We start from the raw sequence: 26,920 nt of genomic DNA, 5'->3' as shown, positions 1-26,920 counted from the left end.
TCAGGCTGACAAAGATCGGCCCCGCCTGCGAACAGACGGGGCCGACAGAACAGGGGTCCGGTCAGGCCGGGAGAACGACGACGAAGCGCTGCGGCTCCTCGCCCTCCGACTCACTGCGCAGACCTGCGGCCGCGACCGCATCGTGCACAACCTTGCGCTCGAACGGCGTCATCGGGTCCAGCCTGACCGGCTCACCGGTCTTCTTGACCTCGTCCGCGGCCTTGGCACCCAGCTCCGCGAGGACCTCGCGCTTCTTGGCCCGGAAGCCCGCGATGTCCAGCATCAGCCGGCTGCGGTCACCGGTCTCCCGGTGCACGGCCAGGCGCGTCAGCTCCTGGAGTGCCTCCAGCACCTCACCGTCGCGGCCCACGAGCTTCTGCAGTTCACGTGCCGAATCGCTGATGATCGAGACCGCGGCCCGGTCCGCCTCGACATCCATGTCGATATCACCGTCGAGGTCGGCGATGTCGAGCAGGCCCTCGAGGTAATCGGCTGCGATCTCCCCTTCCTGCTCGAGGCGGGTCAAGGTGTCGCTGCCCTCAGCGGCCGTGGAGGTGGTGCCTTCCGTCACGGATGGACTCCTTCTTACTTCTTGGACGGGTGCTTGGGCCGCTGCGGACCCTTGCGCTGTCCGGACTTGGCTTGGCGTGAGGAGCCGGACGCGGGCTTGCCACCCGCCGGCTTGGGCTTGTCGTCCTGCGGTGCGTCCTGCTTCTCCAGCGAAGTCTTGGGCTCCGACTCGGTGGAATCGGTCTCCTTCGCCGCGCCCGGCTGGGCGGCACCGCTCTGACGCTTCGCCTTGGTCTGGCGCTTGGGCTGCTGGCGCTTCTGCGCGGCTCCGCCCTCGGCCTCGGCGACAGCGGTGTCGCTCTTGGTCACCGTGCCGTCCTCCTGGGCAGCGAGACCGAGCTTGGCCAGTCCGGCGATGAACTTCCGCTCGATGTCGTTGCGGTCCGAGCCCTTGGAGACGATCCGCTTGACGGTGTTGCGCTTGGTCCTGCCGCGCACCTCACCGTGAGCGGTAACACTCTTCAGCAGACGTCCCAGGTAGTGGTCCTGCGCCTTGCTGCCCGGGGTCGGGTTCTGGTTGATCACGTACATCTGCTGACCCATGGTCCAGACGTTGGTGGTCAGCCAGTAGACGAGGACACCCACGGGGAAGTTGATGCCCATGACGGCGAAGATCAGCGGGAAGACGTACATCAGCATCTTCTGCTGCTGCATGTACGGCGTCTTGACCGTCAGGTCGACGTTCTTCGTCATCAGCTGGCGCTGGGTGAAGAACTGCGACGCCGACATCATCACGATCATGACCGCGGTGACGACGCGGACGTCGGTCAGCGAAGCACCGAGAGCGGTGACCTCCGACGCGCTGTCGGTGAACTTGGCAGCCAGCGGAGCGCCGAAGATGTGTGCCTGCCGGGCACTGTCCAGCAGCGGCTGGTTGATGACACCGATCGTCTTGCCCGAGGCGATGGCCGAGAGCACGTGATACAGGGCGAAGAAGAACGGCGACTGCGCCAGGATGGGAAGGCACGAGGAGAGCGGGTTGGTACCCGTCTCCTTGTACAGCTTCATCATCTCTTCGGACTGACGCTGCTTGTCGCTCTTGTAGCGCTCCTGGATCGCCTTCATCTTCGGCTGGAGCACCTGCATGTTCCGAGTCGACTTGATCTGCTTAACGAAAAGCGGGATCAGGCAGATCCGGATCAGCACCACCAGGGACACGATGGACAGGCCCCAGGCCCAACCCGTGTCATCGCCGAAGATCGCTCCGTACAGCTTGTGGAACTGGACGATGACCCACGAAACGGGGTAGGTGATAAAGCTGAACAGACTGGCAATCGTGTCCACTAATCAGGCTCCTTGAGCTTTGGGCGAGGTCTCTGAGGCCGGGCCAGGGGGTTCGGAGACGACCGTCCCCCCAGAAGGCACATCAGCGGCGGAGTCCCCGCCCTTGCTGCCACGTATTGCGTTACGCAGCAGTTCGTGCCAACGCGGGCGTTTGCGTGGCGGAACGTAATCCACGCCGCCAGGTGACCATGGATTGCATCGCAGGATGCGCCATGCGGTCAGCGCCGTTCCCTTGATCGCTCCGTGCCGGTCGATCGCCGCATATCCATAGTGGGAACACGACGGGTAGTAACGGCAGACGGGCCCGAGAAGTGGGCTGATCGTCCACTGATACAGCTTGATAAGAGCCAGCAGCGGGTACTTCATCGCGCGCCCCCTCCCAGTAGCCGCTGAAGGGCGGCATCCAGGTCTCGGGCCAGCTGTTCATGGTCGGCGTCACCCGATCCGGGCAGCGCTCGTACGACAACCAGGCTACCGGGGGGCAGCAGGGCCAGTCGTTCTCGGACCAGATGGCGAAGCCTGCGCTTCACCGCTGTGCGGACGACCGCTCCGCCCACGGCTTTGCTGACAACGAAACCCGCACGCGGCGGGGGAGCACTCTCCCCAGTCGCGTGCGGGTCCGTTGCACCGCTGCGTAGATGAACGACAAGTAGCGGGCGGCCGGCCCGGCGTCCTCGACGTACTGCGGTCGCGAAGTCCTCGCGCCGCCTCAGCCGATTCTCGGTAGGCAGCACGTCATGACCTGTACGCGATCAGGCGGACAGGTTGGCGCGACCCTTGCCACGGCGGGACGCGAGAATCGCGCGGCCGGCACGGGTGCGCATACGCAGCCGGAAGCCGTGGGTCTTCGCGCGACGACGGTTGTTCGGCTGGAAGGTGCGCTTGCTCACTCGGGGGCTCCAGAAATGATCGTGTGTTGGCGGGACATCGCCTGGCTGTCACCGTGCGCCCACGAGAGACTCGCGTAAACGCCTTAGTGCACCGCTTCACAATCACTGATCGTGATCTTTGCCCATCGGAGGCAGGCGGCAGCAGCCATCGACAACTCGACCTGGTCACGGTACGCGCGGCTACGCCATCCGGTCAAACCGGCTCCGCGGTGGCCCTGCGACGGCCTTACCACGACCCGCGCTGTACACAGCCTGTGGACAACAACTTGAACGACGCGGGTCGGCCTGACTACCGTGGCTGAACTCCGGTTCTTTTTCTTCCCGCCTGCCGGGCCTTACCCATCCCGTCCCGAGAACCACACATTCGTGGGACCAGCGAGAGAGCGTGCCTTGTGGCTGACGTACCTGCCGATCTTGCCGCAGTGTGGCCACGAGTGCTGGAACAGCTCCTCGGGGAGGGCCAGCAGGGCATCGAGCCGAAGGACAAGCAGTGGATCGAGCGCTGCCAGCCGCTCGCACTCGTCGCCGACACCGCGCTGCTCGCCGTACCCAACGAATGGGGCAAGCGTGTCCTGGAGGGCCGGCTCGCGCCGCTCATCAGCGAAACGCTGAGCCGGGAGTGCGGCCGCCCGATCCGGATCGCGATCACCGTCGACGACTCCGCGGGTGAACCGCCGAACCCGCCGGCGCCCCCGATGCACCAGTCTCAGCAGCCGCCGCAGCACCACTACCAGGGACCGCAGCACGACGAGCGGCACAACGACGCGTACGAGGGTTATGGCCGCCGGCCCACGGACGACGGCATGCCGACGGCCCGGCCGGCCTACCCCGACTACCAGCAGCAGCGCCCCGAGCCGGGCGCCTGGCCGCGCACCTCTGAGGATCTTTCCTGGCAGCAGCCCCGGCTCGGCGGTTTCCAGGAGCGCAACACATCCGCGGAGCAGTGGCGTGAGCAGCAGCACGACTACCGGTCGCAGCAGCCGCAGCACGACTACCGGTCGCAGCCGCCCGAACGCCAGGGTTACGAGCAGCAGCGCCCCGAGCGCCACGACATGCCCGAGCCCCAGCACCGGCAGGGCGGTCCCGGTACCGGACGCCCCGGCGGCATCACCGGGCCGATGGGCGCACAGCCCGCCCCCGCACCCGGTCCCGGCGAGCCGCATGCCCGGCTGAACCCGAAGTACCTCTTCGACACCTTCGTCATCGGCGCGTCCAACCGGTTCGCGCACGCGGCTGCCGTCGCCGTCGCCGAGGCACCCGCGAAGGCGTACAACCCCCTCTTCATCTACGGGGAGTCGGGGCTCGGCAAGACCCATCTGCTGCACGCCATCGGGCACTACGCGCGCAGCCTCTACCCGGGCACCCGGGTGCGCTACGTGAGCTCCGAGGAGTTCACCAACGAGTTCATCAACTCGATCCGCGACGGCAAGGGCGACACCTTCCGCAAGCGGTACCGGGATGTGGACATCCTGCTGGTCGACGACATCCAGTTCCTGGCGAGCAAGGAGTCGACGCAGGAGGAGTTCTTCCACACCTTCAATACGCTCCACAACGCCAACAAGCAGATCGTGCTGTCCTCGGACCGGCCGCCCAAGCAGCTGGTCACCCTGGAGGACCGGCTGCGGAACCGCTTCGAGTGGGGACTGACCACCGACGTGCAGCCGCCGGAGCTGGAGACGCGGATCGCGATCCTCCGCAAGAAGGCGGTGCAGGAGCAGCTCAACGCCCCGCCGGAGGTACTGGAGTTCATCGCGTCCCGTATCTCGCGCAACATCCGCGAGCTGGAGGGCGCGCTGATCCGGGTGACGGCCTTCGCCAGCCTCAACCGGCAGCCGGTGGACCTCGGGCTGACCGAGATCGTGCTCAAGGACCTGATCCCGGGCGGCGAGGACTCGGCTCCGGAAATCACGGCCTCGGCCATCATGGCGGCGACCGCGGACTACTTCGGACTGACGGTGGAGGATCTCTGTGGATCCTCGCGCAGCAGGGTGCTGGTGACGGCTCGCCAGATCGCGATGTACCTCTGCCGTGAGCTGACGGATCTCTCACTGCCCAAGATCGGTGCGCAGTTCGGCGGTCGCGACCATACGACCGTGATGCACGCGGACCGCAAGATCCGTGCGCTGATGGCGGAGCGGCGGTCCATCTACAACCAGGTCACCGAACTCACCAACCGCATCAAGAACGGCTGACGGAGCGCCGGACGGCATCTGTCACGTTCTCTGTACGACGCCGGACGGGCGCCCCGGACGGACTCTCACACAGTCCCCGGGGCGCCCTTCGCCGTTTCCGTACGCCCGTTTCAGTACGACCGTCGTCGTTTCAGTACGCCCGCGAAGGTGTCCTGGGCTCTTCCAGCGGCCTTCTTCGAGACCTCGCCACGGACCTCTACGCCGACTCGACGGGGCCCATGAGCGCTTCCGAAGGGCTTCCGAGACCCATTCGCACGGCCTGGGTGCGTCTCCGGGGCGACCTCGGTGTTCGAATACACGCCGCCGACCTGGGGTTCTCCACAGATCTGGGGAGAATTCGCCCTCCACAGCCTGGGGACCACGAAGTTGTCCATACTGCTTCCACAGGGGCGACAGCCGATACTTCATCGGGCCAGGTCAAGACCCTGGGGATTTGTGACCAACAGTGATCCACAGCCTGTGGACAGAATATTCGTCCACAAGGGGCATCCGATGTTGTCCACTGGCGGCCCACAGGCAGGGCCAAGTTGTCCCCAGCTTCTCCACACCCCTGTCCACTGTTCGGCAACGCGACACCGTCCTTCACCGCGCAGAGTGAAAGGCGTCACACCAATGAGGCTGGTTGGGCTGTGGGGAACCTGGGTAAAGCTGGGGACAGCCCTGGGGAGAAACACCCCCGCCCTGTGCATCGGGTGTGCAGAACTTTCGCGTGTCCACAGAAACACCGGGTTGTCCACCGGTGCCACCCACAGGGGCGGTGGACAAAAAATGGGGTCTGACCTGCGGAAACGACGTTATCCACGGTTTCCACAGCCCCTACTACTACTGCCACTTAGAGTTAGCTCGGAATCCGCTTCGAAGTGGGGCCTGTGCACAACTTGATGCCGGAGCTCCCCGAACCTCTTGTCGCGACTTGACCCCGAGCAGCACCGAGTGTCGGTGCCGTACGTCAGACTGGTCCCCGGCGTCCTCCTCCTGCCATCGGCGGAGCGACCCCGACCAGACGACGAAGGCCAGCAGGGCGAGCGAGCAAAAGCAGGAGGCGGTTCCGGTGAAGATCCGGGTGGAGCGCGATGTACTCGCGGAGGCGGTGGCCTGGGTGGCTCGCAGCCTTCCGGCCCGTCCGCCGGCGCCCGTTCTTGCGGGCCTTCTGCTGAAGGCTGAGGACGGGGCCCTCAGCTTCTCGAGCTTCGACTACGAGGTCTCGGCCCGGGTCTCGGTCGATGCCGAGGTCGAGGAGGACGGCACGGTGCTGGTCTCCGGTCGACTCCTCGCCGACATCTGCCGCGCCCTTCCCAACCGTCCTGTGGAGATTTCCACCGACGGTGTACGGGCCACGGTGGTCTGCGGCTCCTCGCGATTCACACTCCACACCCTTCCTGTGGAGGAGTACCCGGCGCTGCCGCAGATGCCGACCGCCACGGGCACGGTCCCTGGCGAGGTCTTCGCCTCCGCAGCCGCCCAGGTCGCCATCGCGGCGGGCCGCGACGACACGCTGCCCGTCCTGACCGGTGTGCGGATCGAGATCGAGGGCGACACGGTCACCCTGGCCTCCACCGACCGCTACCGCTTCGCGGTCCGCGAGTTCCTGTGGAAGCCGGAGAACCCGGACGCCTCGGCCGTCGCCCTGGTGCCCGCCAAGACGCTGCTGGACACCGCCAAGGCGCTGACCAGTGGTGACACGGTGACTCTGGCCCTGTCCGGCTCGGGTGCCGGTGAGGGCCTCATCGGCTTCGAGGGCGCGGGCCGGCGAACCACCACGCGACTGCTCGAAGGCGACCTGCCGAAGTACCGGACGCTGTTCCCCACCGAGTTCAACTCGGTCGCGGTCATCGAGACCGCCCCGTTCGTCGAGGCCGTCAAGCGTGTGGCCCTCGTCGCCGAGCGGAACACCCCGGTGCGGCTCAGCTTCGAGCAGGGTGCGCTGATCCTGGAAGCCGGTTCCAGCGACGATGCACAGGCTGTGGAGCGTGTCGACGCAGTGCTGGACGGCGATGACATCTCGATCGCCTTCAACCCGACGTTCCTGCTCGACGGGCTCAGCGCGATCGACTCCCCGGTCGCCCAGCTCTCCTTCACGACGTCCACCAAGCCCGCGCTGCTCAGCGGCCGGCCCGCGGTGGATGCCGAGGCGGATGACGCGTACAAGTACCTGATCATGCCGGTCCGTCTCTCCGGCTGATACGACCGTCGGTCCGTCACGGCAGATCCTGATGGGCACGCTCAGTGCCGAGCATGCCCGTCGGCCTGTCCCCGGCCGGGCGTAGGCTCGGCTAGTGGGTACGAATCGGCACAACGCTTAAGGAATCTCTGATGGAGCTCGGTCTCGTCGGCCTCGGCAAGATGGGCGGCAACATGCGCGAGCGCATCCGCCGCGCAGGCCACACCGTCCTGGGTTACGACCGCAATCCGGACGTCTCCGATGTCCACAGTCTCGAAGAGCTTGTGGGCAAGCTGAAGGGCCCGCGGGTCGTCTGGGTGATGGTCCCGGCCGGTGCGGCGACGCAGTCCACGATCGACGAACTGGCCGCGCTGCTGTCGCCCGGTGACATCGTCGTGGACGGTGGGAACTCCCGCTGGACCGATGACGAGAAGCACGCGGTCGAGCTGGGCATCAAGGGCATCGGCTTCGTCGACTGCGGTGTCTCCGGTGGCGTCTGGGGCCTGGAGAACGGCTACGCGCTGATGTACGGCGGCGACGCCGACCACGTGGCGAAGGTCCAGCCGATCTTCGACGCCCTGAAGCCGGAAGGTGACTTCGGTTCCGTCCACGCGGGCAAGGTCGGTGCCGGCCACTTCGCGAAGATGGTTCACAACGGCATCGAGTACGCCATGATGCAGGCCTACGCCGAGGGCTGGGAGCTGCTGGAGAAGGTCGACTCCGTCACTGATGTGCGCGAGGTCTTCCGCTCCTGGCAGGAGGGCACGGTCATCCGTTCCTGGCTGCTGGACCTGGCGGTCAACGCGCTGGACGACGACGAGCACCTCGACGAGCTGCGCGGCTTCGCCGCCGACTCGGGTGAGGGCCGCTGGACGGTGGAGGCCGCGATCGACAACGCGGTGCCGCTGCCGGCGATCACCGCGTCGCTCTTCGCGCGTTTCGCCTCGCGTCAGGACGACTCCCCGCAGATGAAGATGATCGCCGCGCTGCGCAACCAGTTCGGTGGCCACGCGGTCGAGAACAAGAAGTAGCCGCAACGCAAGGCGGGCCGGACCAGCACCACCGGCCCGCGCTACGGAGCACGGAGCAGGAAGCCGGGAAGGTCGGCGTACACCCATGCATGTCACGCATCTCTCGCTGGCCGACTTCCGCTCGTACGCCCGGGTCGAGGTACCTCTCGATCCGGGCGTCACCGCGTTCGTGGGTGCCAACGGGCAGGGCAAGACGAATCTCGTCGAGGCGGTCGGCTATCTCGCGACGCTCGGCAGCCACCGTGTCTCTTCCGACGCGCCGCTGGTACGGATGGGTGCGGACCGGGCTGTCATCCGCGCCGCTGTCGCACAGGGCGAGCGCTCCCAGCTGATCGAGCTGGAGCTCAACCCGGGCAAGGCCAATCGCGCTCGGATCAACAGATCGTCACAGGTCAGGCCGCGTGATGTGCTGGGGATCGTACGGACGGTGCTGTTCGCGCCGGAGGATCTGGCGCTGGTCAAGGGCGATCCCGGGGAGCGTCGGCGCTTCCTCGACGAGCTGATAACGGCGCGTTCGCCGCGGATGGCGGGGGTCCGTTCGGACTACGAGCGGGTGCTGAAGCAGCGCAACACCTTGCTGAAGTCCGCGGCGATGGCGCGCAGGCACGGCGGCCGGTCGATGGATCTGTCCACCCTCGATGTGTGGGACCAGCATCTGGGCCGGGTGGGCGCGGAGCTGCTGGCGCAACGGCTTGATCTGATCGCGACCCTGCAGCCGCTGGCCGACAAGGCCTACGCGGATGTCGCGCCCGGCGGTGGCCCCGTGACCTTGGAGTACCGCAGTTCGGTCGGCGCCGACGTGGAGCCGGCCCGTACCCGGGACGAGCTGTACGAGCAGTTGATCGCCGCCCTCGCGGAGGTGCGTAAGCAGGAGATCGAGCGGGGTGTGACGCTGGTCGGCCCGCACCGTGACGATCTGCTGCTCGGGTTGCGCGGTATGCCCGCCAAGGGGTACGCGAGTCATGGTGAGTCCTGGTCGTACGCGTTGGCGCTGCGGCTGGCTTCGTACGATCTGCTGCGCGGCGAGGGCAATGAGCCGGTGCTCGTCCTGGACGATGTCTTTGCCGAGCTGGACGCGCGGCGCAGGGAGCGATTGGCGGAGCTGGTGGCGCCGGGTGAGCAGGTGCTGGTGACGGCCGCGGTGGACGATGACGTTCCGGGCGTGCTGGCGGGTACGCGGTACACGGTGTCTGCGGGCGAGGTGGAGCGCGTATGAGTGGCTCCGGTGGTGCGGCGAAGGGCACGGGCGCTGCCGGCGGCTCGGGCCCGCAGGAACCGGCGCGTGAGGTGAAGCAGCCTGAGGCGTCCGGGGTCGATCTGGCCCGGGTGGCGTTGCGTGCCGCGAAGGAGCAGGCCCGGGCGCGGGGCGCTGCGGCCCAGCAGAAGAAGCAGGCGAGGCGGGGCGGCGGGCTGCGTTCCGGAGCGCGGGCGGATGGTCGTGATCCGTTGCCGTTGGGTGCTGCGATCAATCGTCTGATCACTGAGCGTGGCTGGGAGACGCCTGCTGCGGTGGGCGGGGTGATGGGTCGCTGGCCCCAGATCGTCGGTGAGGATCTGGCCAATCATTGTGTGCCGTTGCGCTATGACGAGGACCCCGAGGAGCGGGTGCTCACGGTGCAGTGCGACTCGACGGCGTGGGCGACGCAGCTGCGGCTGCTGGCGCCGCAGCTGGTGGCGCGGCTCAACGCGGATCTGGGGCACGGCACAGTGAAGTTGATCAAGGTGTTGGGGCCGGGCGGTCCGCAGCGCAGGTATGGTCCGCTGCGCGCGCCGGGGAGCACCGGCCCGGGCGACACATACGGCTGACCTGGGCTTTCTCTTCGTATTCGGCCCTGTGCCGGGCTCCGGCGGCAGCCGCTCCCGGTTCCGCCGGGAGACGGCCGTGGGGGTGTGCTGCCTGGTCCGTCGCGGGGCCTTCGGGTTCCGGGATGTGTCGTTCTGTGGTGATCGAAACCGTACGGATCGGCTGATGCGTCCCTCACCGTAGCGGGAGGTTGACAGGCCGAAGCGCTGAATGCCCGTGTGAGCCTCTTAGAGCCCCATCCTGAATATGGGGAGTCGTCAGGCGCTCATCCAGGGCGGCACATGCGGACTCAGGTACCGGCAAACCCCCATTCATGTCGGCGCTACCGGTAGACTGGTGAACAATCCCGCATCTTCGCGGGAGTCGTCGATACAAGCCGAACGACGCAGCCGCTCCCGCCTGCCCGGAGAACGGCCTGTGCTGTGCCAGAAAGGGCGCTTCGTGGCCGATTCCGGCAACCCCAACGAGAACATTCCGTCCACACCCGGTGAGAGCGGCGGGGCATCTTCCTCGTACGACGCCAGCGCGATCACCGTCCTCGAGGGCTTGGACGCGGTCCGCAAGCGACCTGGCATGTACATCGGCTCGACCGGTGAGCGTGGCCTGCACCACTTGGTCCAGGAAGTGGTCGACAACTCGGTCGACGAGGCTCTGGCCGGGCACGCGGACACGATCGACGTCACGATCCTCGCCGACGGCGGGGTTCGTGTGATCGACAACGGCCGTGGTATCCCGGTCGACATCGTGCCGTCGGAGAAGAAGCCGGCGGTCGAGGTCGTGCTGACCGTGCTGCACGCCGGCGGTAAGTTCGGTGGCGGCGGTTATGCCGTTTCCGGCGGTCTCCACGGTGTCGGTGTCTCCGTGGTGAACGCGCTGTCGTCGCGCGTCTCCGTCGAGGTCAGGCGGGACGGCTACCGCTGGACCCAGGATTACAAGCTCGGTGTGCCGACGGCGCCGCTGGCCCGTAACGAGGCCACCGAGGAGTCGGGGACGACGGTCACCTTCTGGGCCGACGGGGACATCTTCGAGACCACCGAGTACTCCTTCGAGACTCTGGCGCGCCGCTTCCAGGAGATGGCGTTCCTCAACAAGGGTCTGACGATCAAGCTCACCGACGAGCGTGAGTCGGCGAAGGCGACGGCGGGTGCGGATGTCGCGGAGGCGGTCGAGATCGCCGAGGAGGAAGCGGCCCGCACGGTCACGTACCACTACGAGGGCGGCATCGTCGACTTCGTGAAGTACCTCAACTCCCGCAAGGGCGACGTCATTCACCAGTCGGTGATCGACATCGAGGCCGAGGACAAGGAGCGACTCCTCTCGGCCGAGATCGCTATGCAGTGGAACACGCAGTACAGCGAGGGTGTGTACTCCTTCGCGAACACGATCCACACGCACGAGGGCGGTACCCACGAGGAAGGCTTCCGTGCGGCGCTGACCACGCTGGTCAACAAGTACGCGCGGGACAAGAAGCTGCTGCGTGAGAAGGACGACAACCTCACCGGTGACGACATCCGTGAGGGTCTGACGGCGATCATCTCGGTGAAGCTGGGCGAGCCGCAGTTCGAGGGCCAGACGAAGACCAAGCTGGGCAACACGGAGGCGAAGACCTTCGTCCAGAAGGTTGTCCACGAGCACCTCACGGACTGGTTCGACCGGAACCCGAACGAGGCGGCGGACATCGTCCGCAAGGGCATCGCGGCGGCCACGGCCCGCGTCGCGGCCCGTAAGGCGCGCGATCTGACGCGTCGCAAGGGTCTCCTGGAGAGCGCCTCGCTGCCGGGCAAGCTGAGTGACTGCCAGTCCAACGACCCGACGAAGTGCGAGATCTTCATCGTCGAGGGTGACTCCGCCGGTGGTTCGGCGAAGTCCGGCCGTAACCCGATGTACCAGGCCATCCTGCCGATCCGAGGCAAGATCCTGAACGTCGAGAAGGCCCGGGTCGACAAGATCCTGCAGAACACCGAGGTCCAGGCGCTGATCTCGGCCTTCGGCACCGGAGTCCACGAGGACTTCGACATCGAGAAGCTCCGCTATCACAAGATCATTCTGATGGCGGACGCCGACGTCGACGGTCAGCACATCAACACCCTGCTGCTGACGTTCCTCTTCCGCTTCATGCGTCCGCTGGTCGAGGCCGGACACGTCTACCTCTCCCGCCCGCCGCTCTACAAGATCAAGTGGGGCCGGGACGACTTCGAGTACGCGTACTCGGACCGCGAGCGCGACGCCCTCGTCGAGCTCGGTAAGCAGAACGGCAAGCGGATCAAGGAAGACTCGATCCAGCGCTTCAAGGGTCTCGGCGAGATGAACGCCGAGGAGCTGCGCATCACCACGATGGACATCGATCACCGGGTGCTCGGCCAGGTCACGCTGGACGACGCGGCGCAGGCCGACGACCTCTTCTCGGTGCTGATGGGTGAGGACGTCGAGGCACGGCGCTCGTTCATCCAGCGCAACGCCAAGGACGTCCGCTTCCTCGACATCTGAGTCGGCCGTACCAGCAAGCCGCCGCTCGAAAGGACTTTGACCAGCAATGGCCGACGAGAACACCCCTGTGACACCCGAAGAAGACCCCGCAGCCGCGGGTGTGGGCATGCGTGTCGAGCCCGTCGGGCTCGAGACGGAGATGCAGCGCTCCTACCTCGACTACGCGATGTCCGTCATCGTGTCGCGTGCGCTGCCCGACGTACGGGACGGTCTCAAGCCCGTCCACCGCCGCGTGCTGTACGCGATGTACGACGGCGGCTACCGGCCCGAGAAGGGCTTCTACAAGTGCGCCCGTGTCGTCGGTGACGTCATGGGTACGTACCACCCGCACGGTGACTCGTCGATCTATGACGCACTGGTGCGACTGGCGCAGCCGTGGTCGATGCGGATGCCGCTGGTGGACTCCAACGGCAACTTCGGTTCTCCGGGCAACGACCCGGCCGCCGCCATGCGGTACACCGAGTGCAAGATGATGCCGCTGTCCATGGAGATGGTCAGGGACATCGACGAGGAGACCGTCGATTTCCAGGACAACTACGACGGCCGTAATCAGGAGCCGACGGTCCTGCCGGCGCGCTTCCCGAACCTGCTGGTCAACGGTTCCGCGGGCATCGCGGTCGGCATGGCGACCAACATCCCGCCGCACAACCTGCGTGAGGTCGCGTCGGGCGCGCAGTGGTACCTGGAGCACCCGGAGGCCTCGCACGAGGAGCTGCTGGACGCCCTGATCGAGCGGATCAAGGGCCCGGACTTCCCGACCGGTGCGCTCGTGGTGGGCCGCAAGGGCATCGAGGAGGCGTACCGCACGGGCCGTGGGTCCATCACGATGCGCGCGGTCGTCGCGGTCGAGGAGATCCAGAACCGGCAGTGCCTGGTCGTCACGGAGCTTCCGTACCAGACCAACCCCGACAATCTCGCGCAGAAGATTGCCGACCTGGTCAAGGACGGCAAGGTCGGCGGGATCGCGGACGTCCGTGACGAGACGTCCTCGCGCACCGGCCAGCGTCTTGTGGTCGTGCTGAAGAGGGACGCGGTCGCCAAGGTCGTACTGAACAACCTGTACAAGCACACCGACCTGCAGACGAACTTCGGCGCGAACATGCTGGCCCTGGTCGACGGGGTGCCGCGCACGCTGTCGATCGACGCGTTCATCCGCCACTGGGTGACGCACCAGATCGAGGTCATCGTCCGGCGTACGAGGTTCCGCCTGCGCAAGGCGGAGGAGCGGGCGCACATCCTGCGCGGTCTGCTCAAGGCGCTCGACGCGATCGACGAGGTCATCGCCCTCATCCGGCGCAGCCAGACGGTCGAGATCGCCCGTGAGGGCCTGATGGGCCTCCTGGAGATCGACGAGATCCAGGCGAACGCGATCCTGGAGATGCAGCTGCGCCGACTGGCCGCGCTGGAGCACCAGAAGATCACGGCCGAGCACGACGAGCTCCAGGCGAAGATCACCGAGTACAACCAGATCCTGGCGTCGCCCGAGCGGCAGCGGCAGATCGTCAGCGAGGAGCTGGCGGCGATCGTCGACAAGTTCGGCGACGACCGACGCTCCAAGCTGGTGCCCTTCGACGGTGACATGTCCATCGAGGACCTGATCGCCGAGGAGGACATCGTCGTCACGATCTCGCGTGGCGGTTACGTGAAGCGTACGAAGACGGACGACTACCGCTCGCAGAAGCGTGGCGGCAAGGGCGTACGCGGCACGAAGCTCAAGGAAGACGACATCGTCGACCACTTCTTCGTGTCGACGACCCACCACTGGCTTCTGTTCTTCACCAACAAGGGCCGGGTCTACCGAGCCAAGGCGTACGAGCTTCCGGATGCCGGCCGTGATGCGCGCGGGCAGCATGTCGCCAACCTGCTGGCCTTCCAGCCGGACGAGCAGATCGCCGAGATCCTGGCGATCCGCGACTACGAGGCCGCGCCGTATCTGATCCTGGCCACCAAGGGCGGCCTGGTGAAGAAGACCGCCCTGAAGGACTACGACTCGCCGCGCTCGGGCGGTGTCATCGCGATCAACCTCCGTGAGACGGAGGACGGCAGCGACGACGAGCTGATCGGTGCGGAGCTGGTCTCGGCCGATGACGATCTGCTGCTCATCAGCAAGAAGGCCCAGTCGATCAGGTTCACTGCGACGGACGAAGCGCTTCGCCCGATGGGCCGTGCCACTTCGGGTGTCAAGGGGATGAGTTTCCGCGAGGGCGACGAACTGCTCTCGATGAATGTCGTCCGGCCAGGTACGTTCGTCTTCACTGCCACCGATGGTGGGTACGCGAAGCGGACCGCCGTCGACGAGTACCGCGTTCAGGGTCGCGGCGGCCTCGGTATCAAGGCCGCCAAGATCGTGGAGGACAGGGGCTCGCTGGTCGGCGCGCGGGTGGTCGAGGAGACGGATGAAATCCTTGCCATCACGCTCGGCGGTGGTGTGATTCGTACGCGAGTCAATGAAGTCAGGGAGACGGGCCGTGACACCATGGGCGTCCAACTGATCAATCTGGGCAAGCGCGATGCCGTCGTCGGTATCGCTCGTAACGCCGAGGCCGGCCGCGAGGCCGAAGAGGTCGACGGAGCCGATGACGCCGAGGGCGAGACGGCTGAGACGACTGCCGAGGTGACGACAGCCGAGTCGACTGTCGAGGGCACTGTCGAAGGCATGTCGCCTTCGGCCGGGGAGCACGAGGAGTAGAGCGTGAGTGGAGCCACGGGCGCCGGTTCGGCCGCTTCCGGAGCTGGAGCGAACGGTGCCCGTGGCCCTGCCACGGACTCCCAAGGGGGCACTGTGACAGACACCCGGGGGCCTCAGCCCCAGTACGAGGGATACGCGACCGGGCCGCTGCCCGGTGAGCGCGAGCCCGCACCGGGGCAGGCGGGCGGGCCTTACCACCCGCCACAGGCGTACCCCTCGCCCGCGGGCGGGACGCAGGGCGGCCGTGCCCAAGGAGCGCAGCAGCACGGCACACAGGGCGGTGCACAGGGCGCCGGTGGTACGCAGGCGACCCGTCTGCCCCGGACGGGGGCGCGGACAACTCCGCGTATCCGTAAGGCGCGACTGCGGGTGGCCAAGGCCGACCCGTGGTCGGTGATGAAGGTCAGCTTCCTGCTCTCCATCGCGCTCGGCATCTGCACGGTCGTGGCGGCCGCGGTCCTGTGGATGGTGATGGACGCCATGGGCGTCTTCTCCACCGTGGGCGGCACGATCAGCGAGGCGACCGGTTCCAACGAGAGCAACGGCTTCGATCTGCAGTCGTTTCTGTCGCTTCCGCGCGTTCTCATCTTCACGTCGGTCATCGCGGTGATCGACGTGGTGCTGGCCACCGCGCTGGCGACTCTGGGCGCCTTCATCTACAACTTGTCGGCGGGTTTCGTGGGCGGCGTGGAGCTCACGCTGGCCGAGGACGAGTAGGGCTTCGGGTATCGATTTTGGGACTGGCCCCGACGTGCGCTAATCTTCAGAAGTCAGCGCGCAGCGCGGCGGGGCTATAGCTCAGTTGGTTAGAGCGCATCCCTGATAAGGATGAGGCCACAGGTTCAAATCCTGTTAGCCCCACAGTGACAACAGAAGGCCCGGTATCTCTTCGGAGATACCGGGCCTTCTGCGTTCGGTGATGTGTGGGGGTGCTTGCGAGTGTCGGCGAGGCGTCCGTCATCTGCGGTTCGCCTGGTGCTGTTGGGGGATCTGTTGCGCCAGGGAGGGGGCGTTCGTGGCGGGGACTTACGAGTGGGCTGGGTGCGGTGGCGGTGCGAGGGTGCGCGGTGGTCGTGGGTGGCGCTGTACGCGCGGGTGCGTGCGTGTGGCGGTTGCGCCGTAGACGCGGAGGCGTTGGTGCGTGGCGGTGGACCGGCCGGTGTGCTGCAGAAGCGAGCCGCCGGCCCGGGCCCTTCCTGGCAGGGGCGCGGGCGCACGAAAAAAGCCCCCGCCCGGTGTGAACCGGACCAGGGGCCCTGAGCGTCAGGTGTACCGCTCTCAGGGTGGAAGGACGGAAGCCTTCCCCGCCGGGGCGCCGTGAGCGATGCGGGCAGCACCTGTGGTGCCTGTGGCGCCCAGGGTGTTCCTCGTGTCCACGGTCAGGTTTCTGGTGGCCGGTGACGAGCCGTGTGCCTCGGCGCGGATGCGCTGCTTCATCGTGGGTGGCAGCGCCCTGTCACGCGGAAGGGTCCATCGCACCGACGGAGTGGTCGCGGTTGCGGTGGCAGCACCCGTGTGCTCCTGGTTCGTGGCCGTCGGCTGCTGCGCGTTCGCGGCGGGGGCGCTGATGAGCCCCATCGACGCGAGAAGCGCGAAGAAGGCGGTGATGAAGGCGGTCCAGATGCTCTTGACCTTGAAGGCGCTCATGGCCCCTCGCTTTCGGGTGGTCCGGTTTGCTTACCTTTCTGATGATGTGGATCCGGCTCGCGATTCGAGGGACCGACGCCACGGATCCGCCGATCTTCAGATGAACACCACTCGTATGGTGCAACCGGGCTGGACGGGTCGGCGCGGGTCGGCCGGGATGGTCGGTTTTGCCCGGACGTCAGCCGGGGTGCGGGGAGGTAACCGATCGATATCGGCCGGTGTGTATAGTCGGGCGCCAGAAGTCTCCTACGTCAAGGAAAGACGAGGTCGCGCGGTGAAGAAGCTTCTCCTGGTCGCACTGGCCGCCATCGGCGGGCTCCTCGTGTACCGCCAGATCCAGGCGGATCGCGCCGAGCAGGATCTGTGGACGGAGGCGACCGACTCCGTGCCCGCAGGTTCGGGTGTGTGAGACAGAACAGCCTTTTGCGGGCCCCGGTCGCTGAGCGGCCGGGGCTTCGTGCTGTTGCGGGACCGTGACACCTGTGCTCTTGAGTTCGCCTACGCAAATCAATAAGTTGCGTGAGCAAAGAAGCCGGTATTTCGGTCGAGGGGGCACGGGTGAGGGGACTCAATCACCGTCGGACTGCAACAGCAGTGGGGGCATTGGCCGGCGGGGCGCTGCTCGCCCTGATGGCAGGAGCGCTGCCGGCCGCGGCCGCCGGACCAGGCGCCCAAGGAGCCCACGGGGCAGCTGTCGCGCCGGGCACGGCTGCCCCGGACGACAGCAGCCTTGTCATGGTGCTCGACTCCTCCGGATCCATGGCGGAGGACGACGGCACCGGCCGGACCCGGATGGAGACCGCACGTAGCGCCGTGGGCACGGTCGTGGAAGGTCTCCCTGACCACTATCCGACCGGGCTGCGGGTGTACGGCGCCGATCGCTCCCAGGGATGCACGGACACCCGACTCTTACGGCCGGTGCGACCGCTCGACCGCGCTGCCGTGAAGCAGGCCGTGGCGGGCGTGCGGCCCAAGGGGGACACACCCATCGGCCTGTCCCTGCAGGAGGCCGCGCAGGACCTCCCCGGGCCGGCCGACGGCGCCATGGGGACGCGCACGATCCTGCTGATCTCCGACGGTGAGGACAACTGCGGCACGCCACAGCCCTGCGAGGTGGCCGAGCAGCTGGGCAGGGACGGGGCCGGGCTGCGGATCGACACCGTCGGCTTCCAGGTGAAGGGCAAGGCTCGCGAGCAGCTCGAATGCATCGCGGAGGCGGGAAACGGCCGCTACTACGACGCGCCGGACGCCAGGTCGCTGGCCAGGCAGTTGCAGCGGGCATCGCAACTCTCCGCGGACGGCTACCGGTTCCGCGGCAAGCGGGTCGAGGGCGCCGCGACCGGCGACCGGGCACCTTTGCTCGCGCCCGGGCAGTATCTGGACGCCATCGGCCCGGGCGAGAAGCGGTACTACGCCGTCGATCTGGACGCGGTGTCCACGGCGGACTTCTCGGTGACGGCTGTGCCGCAGCCCGGGGCGGCTGTCGACACCTTCGATGCGCTGCGTACCAGCCTTGTGTACGGCACCGACAGTTCCTGTGCGACGAACACCGGGCACTTCTATCAGAAGGAGGGTGCGACCCCGCTGACCTCGGCGGTTGCCCGCATCCCTGCCCCGGAGGGAACCCGCGTCTGCGACAGGGCCGGCCGCTACCGGCTGGTGGTGGAGCGGGAGAGCAAGAAGGGATCCGATTCCGCGCGCTGGCCGCTGGAGCTCGTCCACGAGGTGGAGGCGCCCCTGAAGAAGGGTGTCACGCCCGCCGCCTCGGAGCCGGAGTACGGCGTGGGCGGCAGGAGCGCCGCGCTGCCCTCCGGCGACCCCCGTGATGTGCGGGGCGGCACCGGATTCAATGATGCCGTGGAGCTGGGCCGGGGTGTGTGGCGCGACCGGATCCTGCCGTCGCAGACGCTCTGGTACAAGGTTCCGGCCGGCTGGGGCCAGCAGGTGCGCTACGACGTCGAGTTCGCCAACGAGCCGACCGTGGAGCAGGCCTCCTCGTACTCGTACGGGGCGACCCAGCTGTTCACACCGGCCCGCTTCCCGGTCGGCGGTGGCGGCGAGTTCACCTCGACGGCCATGTACAACGGCCGTCCGGCCGCAATCACGATGGGGTCGGTTCCCCTCGCCTGGACCAACCGTTACGAGTACCGCCCCACGGTCCAGCCGGTGCACACCAGGGGCGAGTTCTACATCTCCGTGACGCTGGGTGCGCGGGCCGCCGAGATCGCCGAGAACCCGCGGATCGGTGTGGTGCTCCGGGTGTCGGTGCTCGGCGACGAGCGGGCCGGCCCGGAGCACGGTGCGCCCGTCCTCGGGAAGAAGACGGGCAACGAGGCGGACAAGAGGGGCAATTCACCTGCGGCCGCAGACAGCGATGGTGCGGGCGGGGCAGGATGGACCGGCATCGTGGCCGCTGCCGGGGCGGGCGCCGTGGTGGTTGTGATCGCGGGGCTGGTGTTCGTGCGCAGCCGCCGCAGGGCGGCCACCGAGACGACGAGGGGAAGCGCGTGATGAGGCAGCGCAACAGGGGCCGGGCGACGCTGGCCGCGGTCGCGGCGATGTGCGCGGTGGTGGCGCTGCCGGGGCAGACGTACGCGGCCGGGGAGCCTGCTCCGTATACCTTCGACCCCGAGGCCAAGACGGTCCGGGGCGCGGAAGTCAGTAGCGACGCGTCGGCGCTGACCCCCGGATCCGTGTACCGGAGCTCGATCAAGCCGGGCGAGAAGCTCTACTACCGCCTCGACCTCGATGCCGACACGGATGCGTATGTCTCGGCGGTGGCGGTGCCCAAGCTCGGCGGCCAGGTCGCGTACGGGGACGGCATCACGGTCAGCATCCGGGACAGCACGGACCTGCAGTGCAGCTCGGAGGATGCCAGGTTCGAGTCGGCGGAGTTCCCCCGCCCGATCGCCGCGTACGCGTACCGGGTCCCGAAGAAGGGCAGCAGCACCTGCGACGAGGCCGGTACATACAACGTGCTGGTCGAGCGGGAGGGCAAGGAGACCTCGACTCCGGAGGAGTGGGACCTGGAACTCCGCTACGAGTCGGAGCCGAAGCTGAAGCAGGGCGGGTCCGTACCGACCGAGGCGCCGGAGAACTGGCCGTCGGCGTCGCCGAAGCCGCCCATCCAGGCCGCGCAGAAGCGGCCGGGCGGCACCAGCTACTACGACGCCACCAGCCTGGAGACCGGCGAGTGGGATGACAGCATCGAGCCGGGGCAGACACGCTTCTACCAGGTGCCGGTGGACTGGGGACAGCAGATCTTCGCCACCGTGGATCTCGGCAACAGCGTCGGTGGCTCGGACGAATACGTCGGCAGCGCGCTCGCACTGTCCCTGGACAATCCGGCGCACGGCCATGTCGACGAGGCCTCGCCGCTGTCGTACTCGGGCAGGCCGGCCTCTGTGTCACTGGATCCGCTGCCCCCGGTGGCGTACGAGAACCGGTTCGCCTCCGCTGCCGATGTCAGCGCCATGCGGTTCGCGGGCTGGTACTACCTGTCGGTGACGCTGAGCCCGGAGGTCGAGAAGGCGTACGGCAAGAAGGCGATCCCGATGACCCTCAAGGTGAAGGTCGAGAACTCCGCGGGTCCGTCGCCGTACGAGGGTTCCGCCGGGGTCTTCGGTGTCACACAGCATGACAAGGACATGGCCAGGAACGGGCAGAACGCCCCGCAGGCCGCCAAGAGCGACACGATGAAGGCGGTTGCCGCCGCCGGGATCGGCGCGGGCGCCGTGCTCGTGCTCGTGCTCGGGGCGTGGACGCTGCTGGCGCGGCGACGCGCGGCGACCGTCGCGGGCGGGCAGGCAGCCGTGGGCACGGCCGGGCAGCCGCCGTACGGAGGACCGCCGCAGGCCTGGTGATTCCGGGGACGGGCCTGGCGGCCCGGAGCCGTCAGCGGCTGAGACCCGGTGAACTCAGGTCTGAGTCAGCGCCCAGATGCCCACGGCGAAACAGATCAGCGCCACCAGCAGGACCGGGACCGCCACCTTCGGGGGCGGTCCCGGGCGCTTCTGAGGAACGTGCGCGGGAACTCCCGCTGTGGGATGGGGAACCTGCGGCTGCTGAGCGGTGTAAGCACGAGTAAGAGCTTGTTCGTGCTGCACCGCGGCTGTCGGAGCGTGGGAGGGATCCGGTGCGGCGGCAGGGAAGGGGGAACCTGTATGCGCCGGGTGGGGGAAAGCAGCCTGCTGCACCGGTTGGGGCCGGGCCGGAGTCCGGCCCTGTGGCTGGGGGGTGGGTGGCTGCTGCGGAGGCGGGGCGAGGTGGAAGCTGCCCGTCTCCGACATCGGGGAGGCCGACGGGGTGTGCGGCTGCTGTGCGGACGGCTGTACGGGCTGCTGTACGGACAGGTGGGCGTCCTGCTGGAGTGCCTGGTCCGTGGGTGTGATCTGTGGGTTCTGCGCGGGTCGGGCGGGAGTCCGGGGGGTCGCGAGGGGGCCTGCGGGACCGAATCCGGCGGGCAGTGGGCCGATCTGGTCGAAGACCTCCACCGGTTCGTCGTCGAAGCCGGGCTCCGGCAGCATCTCGACAGCGGCAGTCAGGGCCTTGCGCGCGCCCGTGGCCGTCCGGAACCGGGCCTGGGGATCGGGCTGGAGCAGGCCTGCGAGGACCTGCCACAGCGGTTCCGGGATGCCTTGCGGGGCGCTGGGGGTGCCGTGCGACGCGAAATGCTCGACGAGAGCCCTGGAGTCGGGCTTCTGACCCTGCAGCAGATACAGCGCGACGAGACCGACGGCGAAGAGGTCCGCGGGGAAGTCGGGCTCCGCACCCATCATCTGCTCGGGCGCGAAGTAACCCGGCGTTCCCACCACATAGTTGGTCTCGGTGAGGCGCGGCTCGCCCTTGCGCATGGAGATACCGAAGTCGGAGAGCCGCAGATGCGGCCGGCCGGTGCCGGTGGCCTCCATCAGGATGTTGGCGGGCTTGATGTCGCGGTGCACGACCCCCTCGGCGTGCACCGTCGACAGCCCGGACAACAGCTGGTCCAGCAGCGTGCAGACGAAACGCGGGGGCAGCGGGCCGTAGTCGCCTATGACATGCGCCAGCGAGCCGCCGCTGACCAGATCCATGGTGAACAGGACCTTGTCGTCGTCCGCGGCCCAACTGGCCGGGGCGAGCACATGCGGATGCTCGATCCGCAGCGCCTGCTCGCGGACGAAGCGCAGCAGCGTGTGCGCGTCGCTCTGCTGGAGCACCTTGGCCGCCACGTACCGGCGACGCCGGTGGTCCCAGGCACGCCAGACGGCGCCGACCCCACCACGTCCGATCGGATCGATCAGCTCGTACCGACCCGCGAAGACCTCACCCATTGCGCTGCGCCCGCTCCCAGTTCCTGTTCCGGCTCGTGCCCGGCTCTCGGGGTAGTGCCCTTGTCGGACAGGTCCTAGCCCTGGTGCGCCTCGTAGTGCGCGACCGCGTCCGCGGTGCGCCCTGCCCCGTACACCTTGAGGAACTCTGCCAGTTCCGGGTGGGTCGGGGCGAGGGAGTCGGCGGCATCGATGATGTCCCCGGCGGCCGCGACCGACCGCAGCAGCGACTGGATCTCGCGGACCACGCGCCGGACGGTGGGAGCCCCGCCGGTGGTCGAGGTCTGACCGGTGCCGGTGAGGACGGAGCCGCCCTGGGACTTCTTGATCTCTTCCATGCGGTCGGTGGCCTCCCCCGCGCTGACGCTGCCGTCCGCCACATGGCCGGCCAGTTCCTGCAGGGCCTGGACACGCTGGACGACCGCCGGGTTGCCGATCTTCGCCCGCTGGCCGCTCATCAGCTGGGAGAGCATGGGGGCGGACAGCCCGAGTACGGCGGCGAGCCGGGCCTGATTCAGGCCCAGATCATCGATCAGCCGACGGAAGAGCGCCCCCAGTGGCTCTCCGTACCAACTGCGCTGAAGCTCCCTGGCTCTTGCCGTTGCCTCTTGCTGAGCTGCGTCCATTGCGTCTCCCCATCGCTGCGGCTTCGCTGCTGCGAACCTCGACGAGCATCTTACGGAGAGTGGTTGCTGACCGGCAGCCCCAATCTTTTTGGAAGATTCGGGGGGTCACCCGGTACTCTGGTCTGCGGCGGTGACCGAGACGCTGATGCGTCTGGTGCTGTCCACTTTTCGGGGCCTTAGCTCAGTTGGTAGAGCGCTGCCTTTGCAAGGCAGATGTCAGGAGTTCGAATCTCCTAGGCTCCACATCTGTAGAGACTCCCCTGGCCTGTGGAAACGCAGGCCAGGGGAGTCTCTGTGTCTCTGACGTCAGCGCCGCGTCAGTGCGGTTCTGCCGCAGCGCCGCCGAGTGAGTCCGAGCCGGCGGCTGACGAGGACCGCGCGAGGCCGGCTACGCGAGTTCGGCGTCCGCGTCGCTCCAGCGCCGTTGGATCAGCCTCGCCTGTTCCGTGAGGGCCTCCACCAGCTCGCGAATACTGCGCGCGGCGGTGGTACGGAGCACGGCGACGCTGATCTCCCGGCTGAGAAGGGCGTCACGGGCCGTGAGCCGGGCCGGGCCGGGCCGGGCCGGGATACGGCAGCCGCAGGCGGGGCCGCTCGCCCTCGCCGACGCCGACCAGGGGGGAAGGCAGTGGAGGGCTTCGATGAAGCGGTCGGCGTCCGGGTGCTCGGCGAGTGCCTTGGCCAGGTCCTCCGCGGTGACTCCATGAGCAATGTCCTGGTCCGTGTCGACCGACAAGGGCGCGCCGCTGGCACCCTCTCCCGGGCCGTGCCGGCGTCGGACGCGGTCGGCATGATCTCGGCGGACACCTTGGCGGCCTACCCGATATGCAGACGGAACGCGGCAGAGAAGTCCCACCGCGGAAGCGGAAAGTCCACTCTTCTCCTCCGCCGACGGCTCTCCATGAACAACGCAACGGGCGCCGGAAAACCTCAGGGTTTTCCGGCGCCCGCTCTGTCGGGCCGGTGGCTCAGCGGCGGTCGTCGAGGTCGGTTCCGTCCACCTCGTCCGTCCCGTCGGGGCCGGTGTCGTCCTGCTTGGCAGCGACTTCCGGGTCGAGGACCGTCGGGCCGCTTCCGTCGACCGAGCTCAGCGGTGCGCGGTCGGAGACCTCCGTGGGGGCGGGGGGTTCGACCAGCCAGTCCGGGTTGGCCTGCTTGTCCCACCACCGCCAGGCGGCATAGGCACCGGCCGTCACCAGGGAGACCACGGCGAGGCCCTTCAGCGCACGACCGGCCTTGGCCCGCCTTCGGTTCCTTCTGGCCAGCTGCTGGATCTCCTTAGGCGTGACCTGCCCGCGCAGGGCGGCCAGGGCCGCGATGCTGCGGGACGTGGCCTCCTCGGCGACGGGCTGGGCGGCGGCCACCGCGGACCCGACGCGGGGCACGGTGTAATCCGCGGCGTACTTCGTGGCCTGGCGGGTGCGGAGCGCGGCACGCTGCGCGGCCTCGTCGACCCTGGGCGGCACATGAGAACGGGCCAGTTCGATGTGCGGTGCGAGATATGCGTCGTACTGGACGCGGGCCTGTTGGGCTGCTTTCGACGCCTTCGGCGCGAGCCGCGTACGGGCCTCGTGCGCATAGCGTGCGGCCTGGTCCTTGGCCGTCTCGGCGTAGGGCGCCACCACTTCCGCGGCGTGCTGCACGCTCTCCTTCGCCGAGTCGGTTGCGGCGCGCACGCTGTCGATGCGGGTCACGGGATCCTCCTCCTTGGTGGCGGGTAGGTACTCCGCCTTTCCACCCATTTCGAGATCATGCCTGCCGGTGGCCCAACTGGCATGTGGGGCGGGCATCCGGGTCATGAGGGACGGTCGTGAGGGACGGTCGTGAGAGACGTCCTCGGGCAATGCGGTGCAAGGGGAGCTTGCCGACGACAATGCCACGGTTCAGCTCAGTACGCGCCGGTTCGTCACGCGCTTGGCCTCTTTTCTTCCTGCGGGAAGCGGCAGGCGAGCTGCGTGGAATCAGGCAAGAAGGTGAGGATGTCCGTTCGCGGGTGGCGGTCGGGCGACCTGAGGGATGGTCCGTGCGAGGATCGGTGGACGTCAGCGAAGACTTAAGGAAGGCAGATCGTGGCCGAGCAGCTTTACGCCACCTTGAAGACCAACCAAGGCGACATCGAGATCCGGCTTCTGCCGAACCACGCGCCCAAGACGGTCAAGAACTTCGTCGAGCTCGCCACGGGCGAGCGCGAGTGGACCCACCCCGCGACCGGCAAGAAGTCCAAGGACCGGCTGTACGACGGCACCGTCTTCCACCGTGTCATCAGCGGCTTCATGATCCAGGGCGGCGACCCGCTGGGCAACGGCACCGGTGGCCCGGGCTACGAGTTCGGTGACGAGTTCCACCCGGACCTCAGCTTCAACAAGCCGTACCTGCTGGCCATGGCCAACGCCGGCCCGGGCACCAACGGCTCGCAGTTCTTCGTGACCGTCTCGCCCACCGCGTGGCTGACCGGCAAGCACACCATCTTCGGTGAGGTCACGGACGAAGCCAGCAAGAAGGTCGTGGACGCCATCGCGGGCACCCAGACCAACGCCCGAACCGACCGTCCGGTGCAGGACGTGGTGATCGAGTCGGTCGTCGTCGAGACCCGATGATCTCCGGTGGTCACCGGATGATCACTCTCTGATTCCCCCGTCGGGAACGAACCGCCCTGCTTGTCCGTACTGCTTACATAGCGGATGAGCAGGGCGGCTTTGCGTGCGCCGCCGCTCACGAGAGACCAAGGGGACCAGGAAGTGATGGGACCGATGGACGAGCAGCCGCCCGGCACCCGGGACCAGTCCGGCGCCACCGACGGCCCGCTCCGCTGCTACCGCCACCCGGGCCGTGAGACAGGGATCCGCTGCACCCGCTGCGACCGCCCGATCTGCACCGAATGCATGGTCAGCGCCTCCGTCGGCTTCCAGTGCCCGGACTGCGTCCGCCAGGGATCCGGCACGGGGCACGGACCGGCGGCCAATCAGCCGCGCACCCTTGCCGGCGGCACCATCGCGGCCGACCCCCGGCTGGTCACCAAGATCCTGCTCGCTCTCAATGTCGCCCTGTTCATCGTGGTGCACGTGAAGGGGGCACTGCTCCAGGACCTGACGCTCTTCGGCCGGGCCAACCTCTACTACGGCGGCCCGCCGGAGGGTGTCGCTGAGGGCCAGTGGTACCGGCTGGTCACGTCGATGTTCCTGCACCAGGAGGTGTGGCACATCGCGTTCAACATGCTGGGACTGTGGTGGCTCGGCGGCCCCCTGGAGGCAGCGCTCGGGCGCGCCCGCTACCTCGCGCTCTATCTGCTCTCCGGCCTGGCGGGCAGCGCTCTCACCTACTGGCTCGCCGCACCGAATCAGCCCTCACTCGGTGCCTCCGGCGCCATCTTCGGCCTGCTGGGCGCCACCGCGGTGCTCATGCGCCGCCTGAACTACGACATGCGGCCGGTCCTCGTGCTCCTCGCGCTGAACCTGCTGTTCACCTTCACCTGGGGCGGAATCGCCTGGCAGGCGCATGTCGGTGGTCTGATCGCGGGCACGGTGATCGCCATCGCCATGGTGCATGCACCGCGCGGGCGGCGTGCGCTGGTGCAGTACGGCACCTGTGCGCTGGTCCTGGCGGCGGTGATCCTCATCGTGGTCGCCAGAACGGCCGCACTGACCTGATCACAGGGGTGACCGCAGATCGGCCGACGTCGCCCTTCGCGCAGTTGTCCACAGAGGGGGTGTGATCTTGTGTATTGCTGTGGGTACAACTGTGCCCCTTGCCGCTGAGCTGGGTTTTTCCAGTCCGGACAAGGGGCGTGCCACCCCTCGACGGGGGAGGCTGCAGTCACACCGGCGTCAACATCCAGGGAGTTATCCACAGATCGTCTGACCTTTTCCCCCGCCTGTGGATAACGCTGTGGGTAACTCAGGGCAAGGGTTGCACTACCGGGGTCAGCTGTGGTGCCAGGTACGAGGTGGAGCTACTTCCACTGTGTGGAGACGCCGAATCCGCCGGCGATGAAGCCGAAGCCGACGACGATGTTCCAGTTCCCGAGCGCGTCGACCGGCAGATCGCCGTCGGTCACGTAGAAAACGACGATCCAGGCCAGACCGATCAGGAAGAACGCCAGCATCACCGGCGCCACCCAACTGCGATTGGTCAGCTTTATGTTGGTTGCCTGCTTCGCCGGAGGCGGCGTGAAGTCGGCCTTCTTGCGGATACGTGACTTCGGCACGAGGAACTCTCCTGTCGATGCGCTGC

General features: G+C 67.6%; 24 protein-coding genes and 2 tRNA genes. 15 read left to right on the top strand and 11 right to left on the bottom strand.

All coding sequences use genetic code 11. The features are described from left to right. Positions 1-61: 61 nt before the first annotated feature. Genes ACFYP5_RS16055 through rpmH form a run of 5 tightly spaced genes read right to left on the bottom strand, consistent with a single transcriptional unit; the run spans position 62 to position 2,744 of the window. Positions 62-571 (bottom strand): R3H domain-containing nucleic acid-binding protein, encoded by a 510-nt coding sequence (locus tag ACFYP5_RS16055; RefSeq protein ID WP_030973744.1) that lies wholly within the window; start codon positions 569-571, stop codon positions 62-64. 14 nt (positions 572-585) lie between these two features. Next, complete coding sequence (gene yidC, locus ACFYP5_RS16050; protein ID WP_389035705.1) at positions 586-1,854, bottom strand: membrane protein insertase YidC; 1,269 nt, start codon at positions 1,852-1,854, stop codon at positions 586-588. Between the two features lie 3 nt (positions 1,855-1,857). Then, entirely contained in the window at positions 1,858-2,220 is a 363-nt protein-coding gene (gene yidD / locus ACFYP5_RS16045) for a membrane protein insertion efficiency factor YidD (protein ID WP_389035702.1), read from the bottom strand. Next, complete coding sequence (gene rnpA / locus ACFYP5_RS16040; RefSeq protein WP_389035700.1) at positions 2,217-2,588, bottom strand: ribonuclease P protein component; 372 nt, start codon at positions 2,586-2,588, stop codon at positions 2,217-2,219. Before rnpA ends, yidD begins: the two co-directional genes overlap by 4 nt. Positions 2,589-2,606: 18 nt before the next feature. Then, the gene (gene rpmH / locus ACFYP5_RS16035; protein ID WP_030930485.1) at positions 2,607-2,744 is read right to left on the bottom strand and encodes a 50S ribosomal protein L34; all 138 of its coding nucleotides are present in this window, start codon (positions 2,742-2,744) and stop codon (positions 2,607-2,609) included. Between the two features lie 392 nt (positions 2,745-3,136). Here rpmH and dnaA point away from each other — a divergent pair, with 392 nt between their 5' ends. The 9 genes from dnaA (at position 3,137) to ACFYP5_RS15990 (ending at position 15,969) form a co-directional block, all read left to right on the top strand. Continuing rightward, a complete protein-coding gene (dnaA, locus tag ACFYP5_RS16030) occupies positions 3,137-4,936 on the top strand; it encodes a chromosomal replication initiator protein DnaA (protein WP_389035697.1) in 1,800 nt (599 codons plus the stop codon). A gap of 1,051 nt (positions 4,937-5,987) precedes the next feature. Beyond that, on the top strand, positions 5,988-7,118 hold the full coding sequence (gene dnaN / locus ACFYP5_RS16025; RefSeq protein WP_389035694.1) for a DNA polymerase III subunit beta: 1,131 nt from the start codon (positions 5,988-5,990) through the stop codon (positions 7,116-7,118). A gap of 131 nt (positions 7,119-7,249) precedes the next feature. Next, a complete protein-coding gene (gnd, locus tag ACFYP5_RS16020) occupies positions 7,250-8,128 on the top strand; it encodes a phosphogluconate dehydrogenase (NAD(+)-dependent, decarboxylating) (RefSeq protein ID WP_389035691.1) in 879 nt (292 codons plus the stop codon). Between the two features lie 85 nt (positions 8,129-8,213). Then, positions 8,214-9,344 (top strand): DNA replication/repair protein RecF, encoded by a 1,131-nt coding sequence (gene recF, locus ACFYP5_RS16015; protein ID WP_389035688.1) that lies wholly within the window; start codon positions 8,214-8,216, stop codon positions 9,342-9,344. Further along, positions 9,341-9,934: a DUF721 domain-containing protein gene (locus ACFYP5_RS16010; protein WP_389035685.1), complete on the top strand. Its 594-nt coding sequence runs from the start codon at positions 9,341-9,343 to the stop codon at positions 9,932-9,934. Before recF ends, ACFYP5_RS16010 begins: the two co-directional genes overlap by 4 nt. 415 nt (positions 9,935-10,349) lie before the next feature. Continuing rightward, positions 10,350-12,419 carry a DNA topoisomerase (ATP-hydrolyzing) subunit B gene (gene gyrB, locus ACFYP5_RS16005; protein ID WP_389035682.1) on the top strand — a complete coding sequence of 690 codons (2,070 nt, stop codon included), beginning with the start codon at positions 10,350-10,352 and terminating at the stop codon, positions 12,417-12,419. 46 nt (positions 12,420-12,465) lie between these two features. Next, on the top strand, positions 12,466-15,108 hold the full coding sequence (gene gyrA, locus ACFYP5_RS16000) for a DNA gyrase subunit A (protein ID WP_389035679.1): 2,643 nt from the start codon (positions 12,466-12,468) through the stop codon (positions 15,106-15,108). A gap of 93 nt (positions 15,109-15,201) precedes the next feature. Further along, a complete protein-coding gene (locus ACFYP5_RS15995; protein WP_389035676.1) occupies positions 15,202-15,825 on the top strand; it encodes a DUF3566 domain-containing protein in 624 nt (207 codons plus the stop codon). Positions 15,826-15,895: 70 nt separating this feature from the next. Next, positions 15,896-15,969, top strand: a tRNA-Ile gene (locus ACFYP5_RS15990). Positions 15,970-16,386: 417 nt separating this feature from the next. Here ACFYP5_RS15990 and ACFYP5_RS15985 read toward each other — a convergent pair. Continuing rightward, positions 16,387-16,755: a DUF6344 domain-containing protein gene (locus ACFYP5_RS15985; protein WP_389035674.1), complete on the bottom strand. Its 369-nt coding sequence runs from the start codon at positions 16,753-16,755 to the stop codon at positions 16,387-16,389. Positions 16,756-17,029: 274 nt separating this feature from the next. Here ACFYP5_RS15985 and ACFYP5_RS15980 point away from each other — a divergent pair, with 274 nt between their 5' ends. From ACFYP5_RS15980 to ACFYP5_RS15970, 3 genes are all read left to right on the top strand, one after another. Next, a complete protein-coding gene (locus ACFYP5_RS15980; protein ID WP_003958712.1) occupies positions 17,030-17,164 on the top strand; it encodes a DLW-39 family protein in 135 nt (44 codons plus the stop codon). Between the two features lie 221 nt (positions 17,165-17,385). After that, on the top strand, positions 17,386-19,266 hold the full coding sequence (locus ACFYP5_RS15975; RefSeq protein ID WP_389036176.1) for a VWA domain-containing protein: 1,881 nt from the start codon (positions 17,386-17,388) through the stop codon (positions 19,264-19,266). Then, positions 19,266-20,618, top strand: a complete 1,353-nt coding sequence (locus ACFYP5_RS15970; protein WP_389035671.1) for a hypothetical protein — start codon at positions 19,266-19,268, stop codon at positions 20,616-20,618. Before ACFYP5_RS15975 ends, ACFYP5_RS15970 begins: the two co-directional genes overlap by 1 nt. Before the next feature lie 54 nt (positions 20,619-20,672). On the opposite strand, the gene ACFYP5_RS15965 is transcribed toward ACFYP5_RS15970, so the two are convergent. Together ACFYP5_RS15965 and ACFYP5_RS15960 are read right to left on the bottom strand one after the other, a co-directional pair. Continuing rightward, positions 20,673-22,067 (bottom strand): serine/threonine protein kinase, encoded by a 1,395-nt coding sequence (locus ACFYP5_RS15965; protein ID WP_389035668.1) that lies wholly within the window; start codon positions 22,065-22,067, stop codon positions 20,673-20,675. Positions 22,068-22,141: 74 nt separating this feature from the next. Continuing rightward, entirely contained in the window at positions 22,142-22,690 is a 549-nt protein-coding gene (locus tag ACFYP5_RS15960; RefSeq protein ID WP_389035665.1) for a helix-turn-helix domain-containing protein, read from the bottom strand. Between the two features lie 170 nt (positions 22,691-22,860). On the opposite strand from ACFYP5_RS15960, the gene ACFYP5_RS15955 reads away from it, so the two are divergent. Further along, positions 22,861-22,933, top strand: a tRNA-Ala gene (locus ACFYP5_RS15955). 145 nt (positions 22,934-23,078) lie between these two features. Here the strand turns inward: ACFYP5_RS15955 and ACFYP5_RS15950 are convergent. Together ACFYP5_RS15950 and ACFYP5_RS15945 are read right to left on the bottom strand one after the other, a co-directional pair. Then, positions 23,079-23,426: a hypothetical protein gene (locus ACFYP5_RS15950; RefSeq protein ID WP_389035662.1), complete on the bottom strand. Its 348-nt coding sequence runs from the start codon at positions 23,424-23,426 to the stop codon at positions 23,079-23,081. A 232-nt stretch (positions 23,427-23,658) separates the two neighbouring features. Next, on the bottom strand, positions 23,659-24,384 hold the full coding sequence (locus ACFYP5_RS15945; RefSeq protein ID WP_389035659.1) for a DUF5324 family protein: 726 nt from the start codon (positions 24,382-24,384) through the stop codon (positions 23,659-23,661). Positions 24,385-24,759: 375 nt separating this feature from the next. Here ACFYP5_RS15945 and ACFYP5_RS15940 point away from each other — a divergent pair, with 375 nt between their 5' ends. Both ACFYP5_RS15940 and ACFYP5_RS15935 read left to right on the top strand, forming a co-directional pair. Further along, positions 24,760-25,287, top strand: coding sequence for a peptidylprolyl isomerase (locus tag ACFYP5_RS15940; RefSeq protein ID WP_030972436.1), 528 nt, complete (start codon positions 24,760-24,762; stop codon positions 25,285-25,287). A gap of 153 nt (positions 25,288-25,440) precedes the next feature. Further along, on the top strand, positions 25,441-26,337 hold the full coding sequence (locus tag ACFYP5_RS15935; protein ID WP_389036173.1) for a rhomboid family intramembrane serine protease: 897 nt from the start codon (positions 25,441-25,443) through the stop codon (positions 26,335-26,337). 302 nt (positions 26,338-26,639) lie between these two features. Here the strand turns inward: ACFYP5_RS15935 and crgA are convergent, their stop codons facing one another. Then, positions 26,640-26,894, bottom strand: a complete 255-nt coding sequence (crgA, locus tag ACFYP5_RS15930) for a cell division protein CrgA (RefSeq protein WP_030972440.1) — start codon at positions 26,892-26,894, stop codon at positions 26,640-26,642. Positions 26,895-26,920 lie beyond the last annotated feature (26 nt).

The organism is Streptomyces sp. NPDC005262, assembly GCF_042872425.1.
Classification (GTDB): Bacteria; Actinomycetota; Actinomycetes; order Streptomycetales; family Streptomycetaceae; genus Streptomyces.
This window is presented reverse-complemented; position numbering and strand designations above follow the sequence as displayed.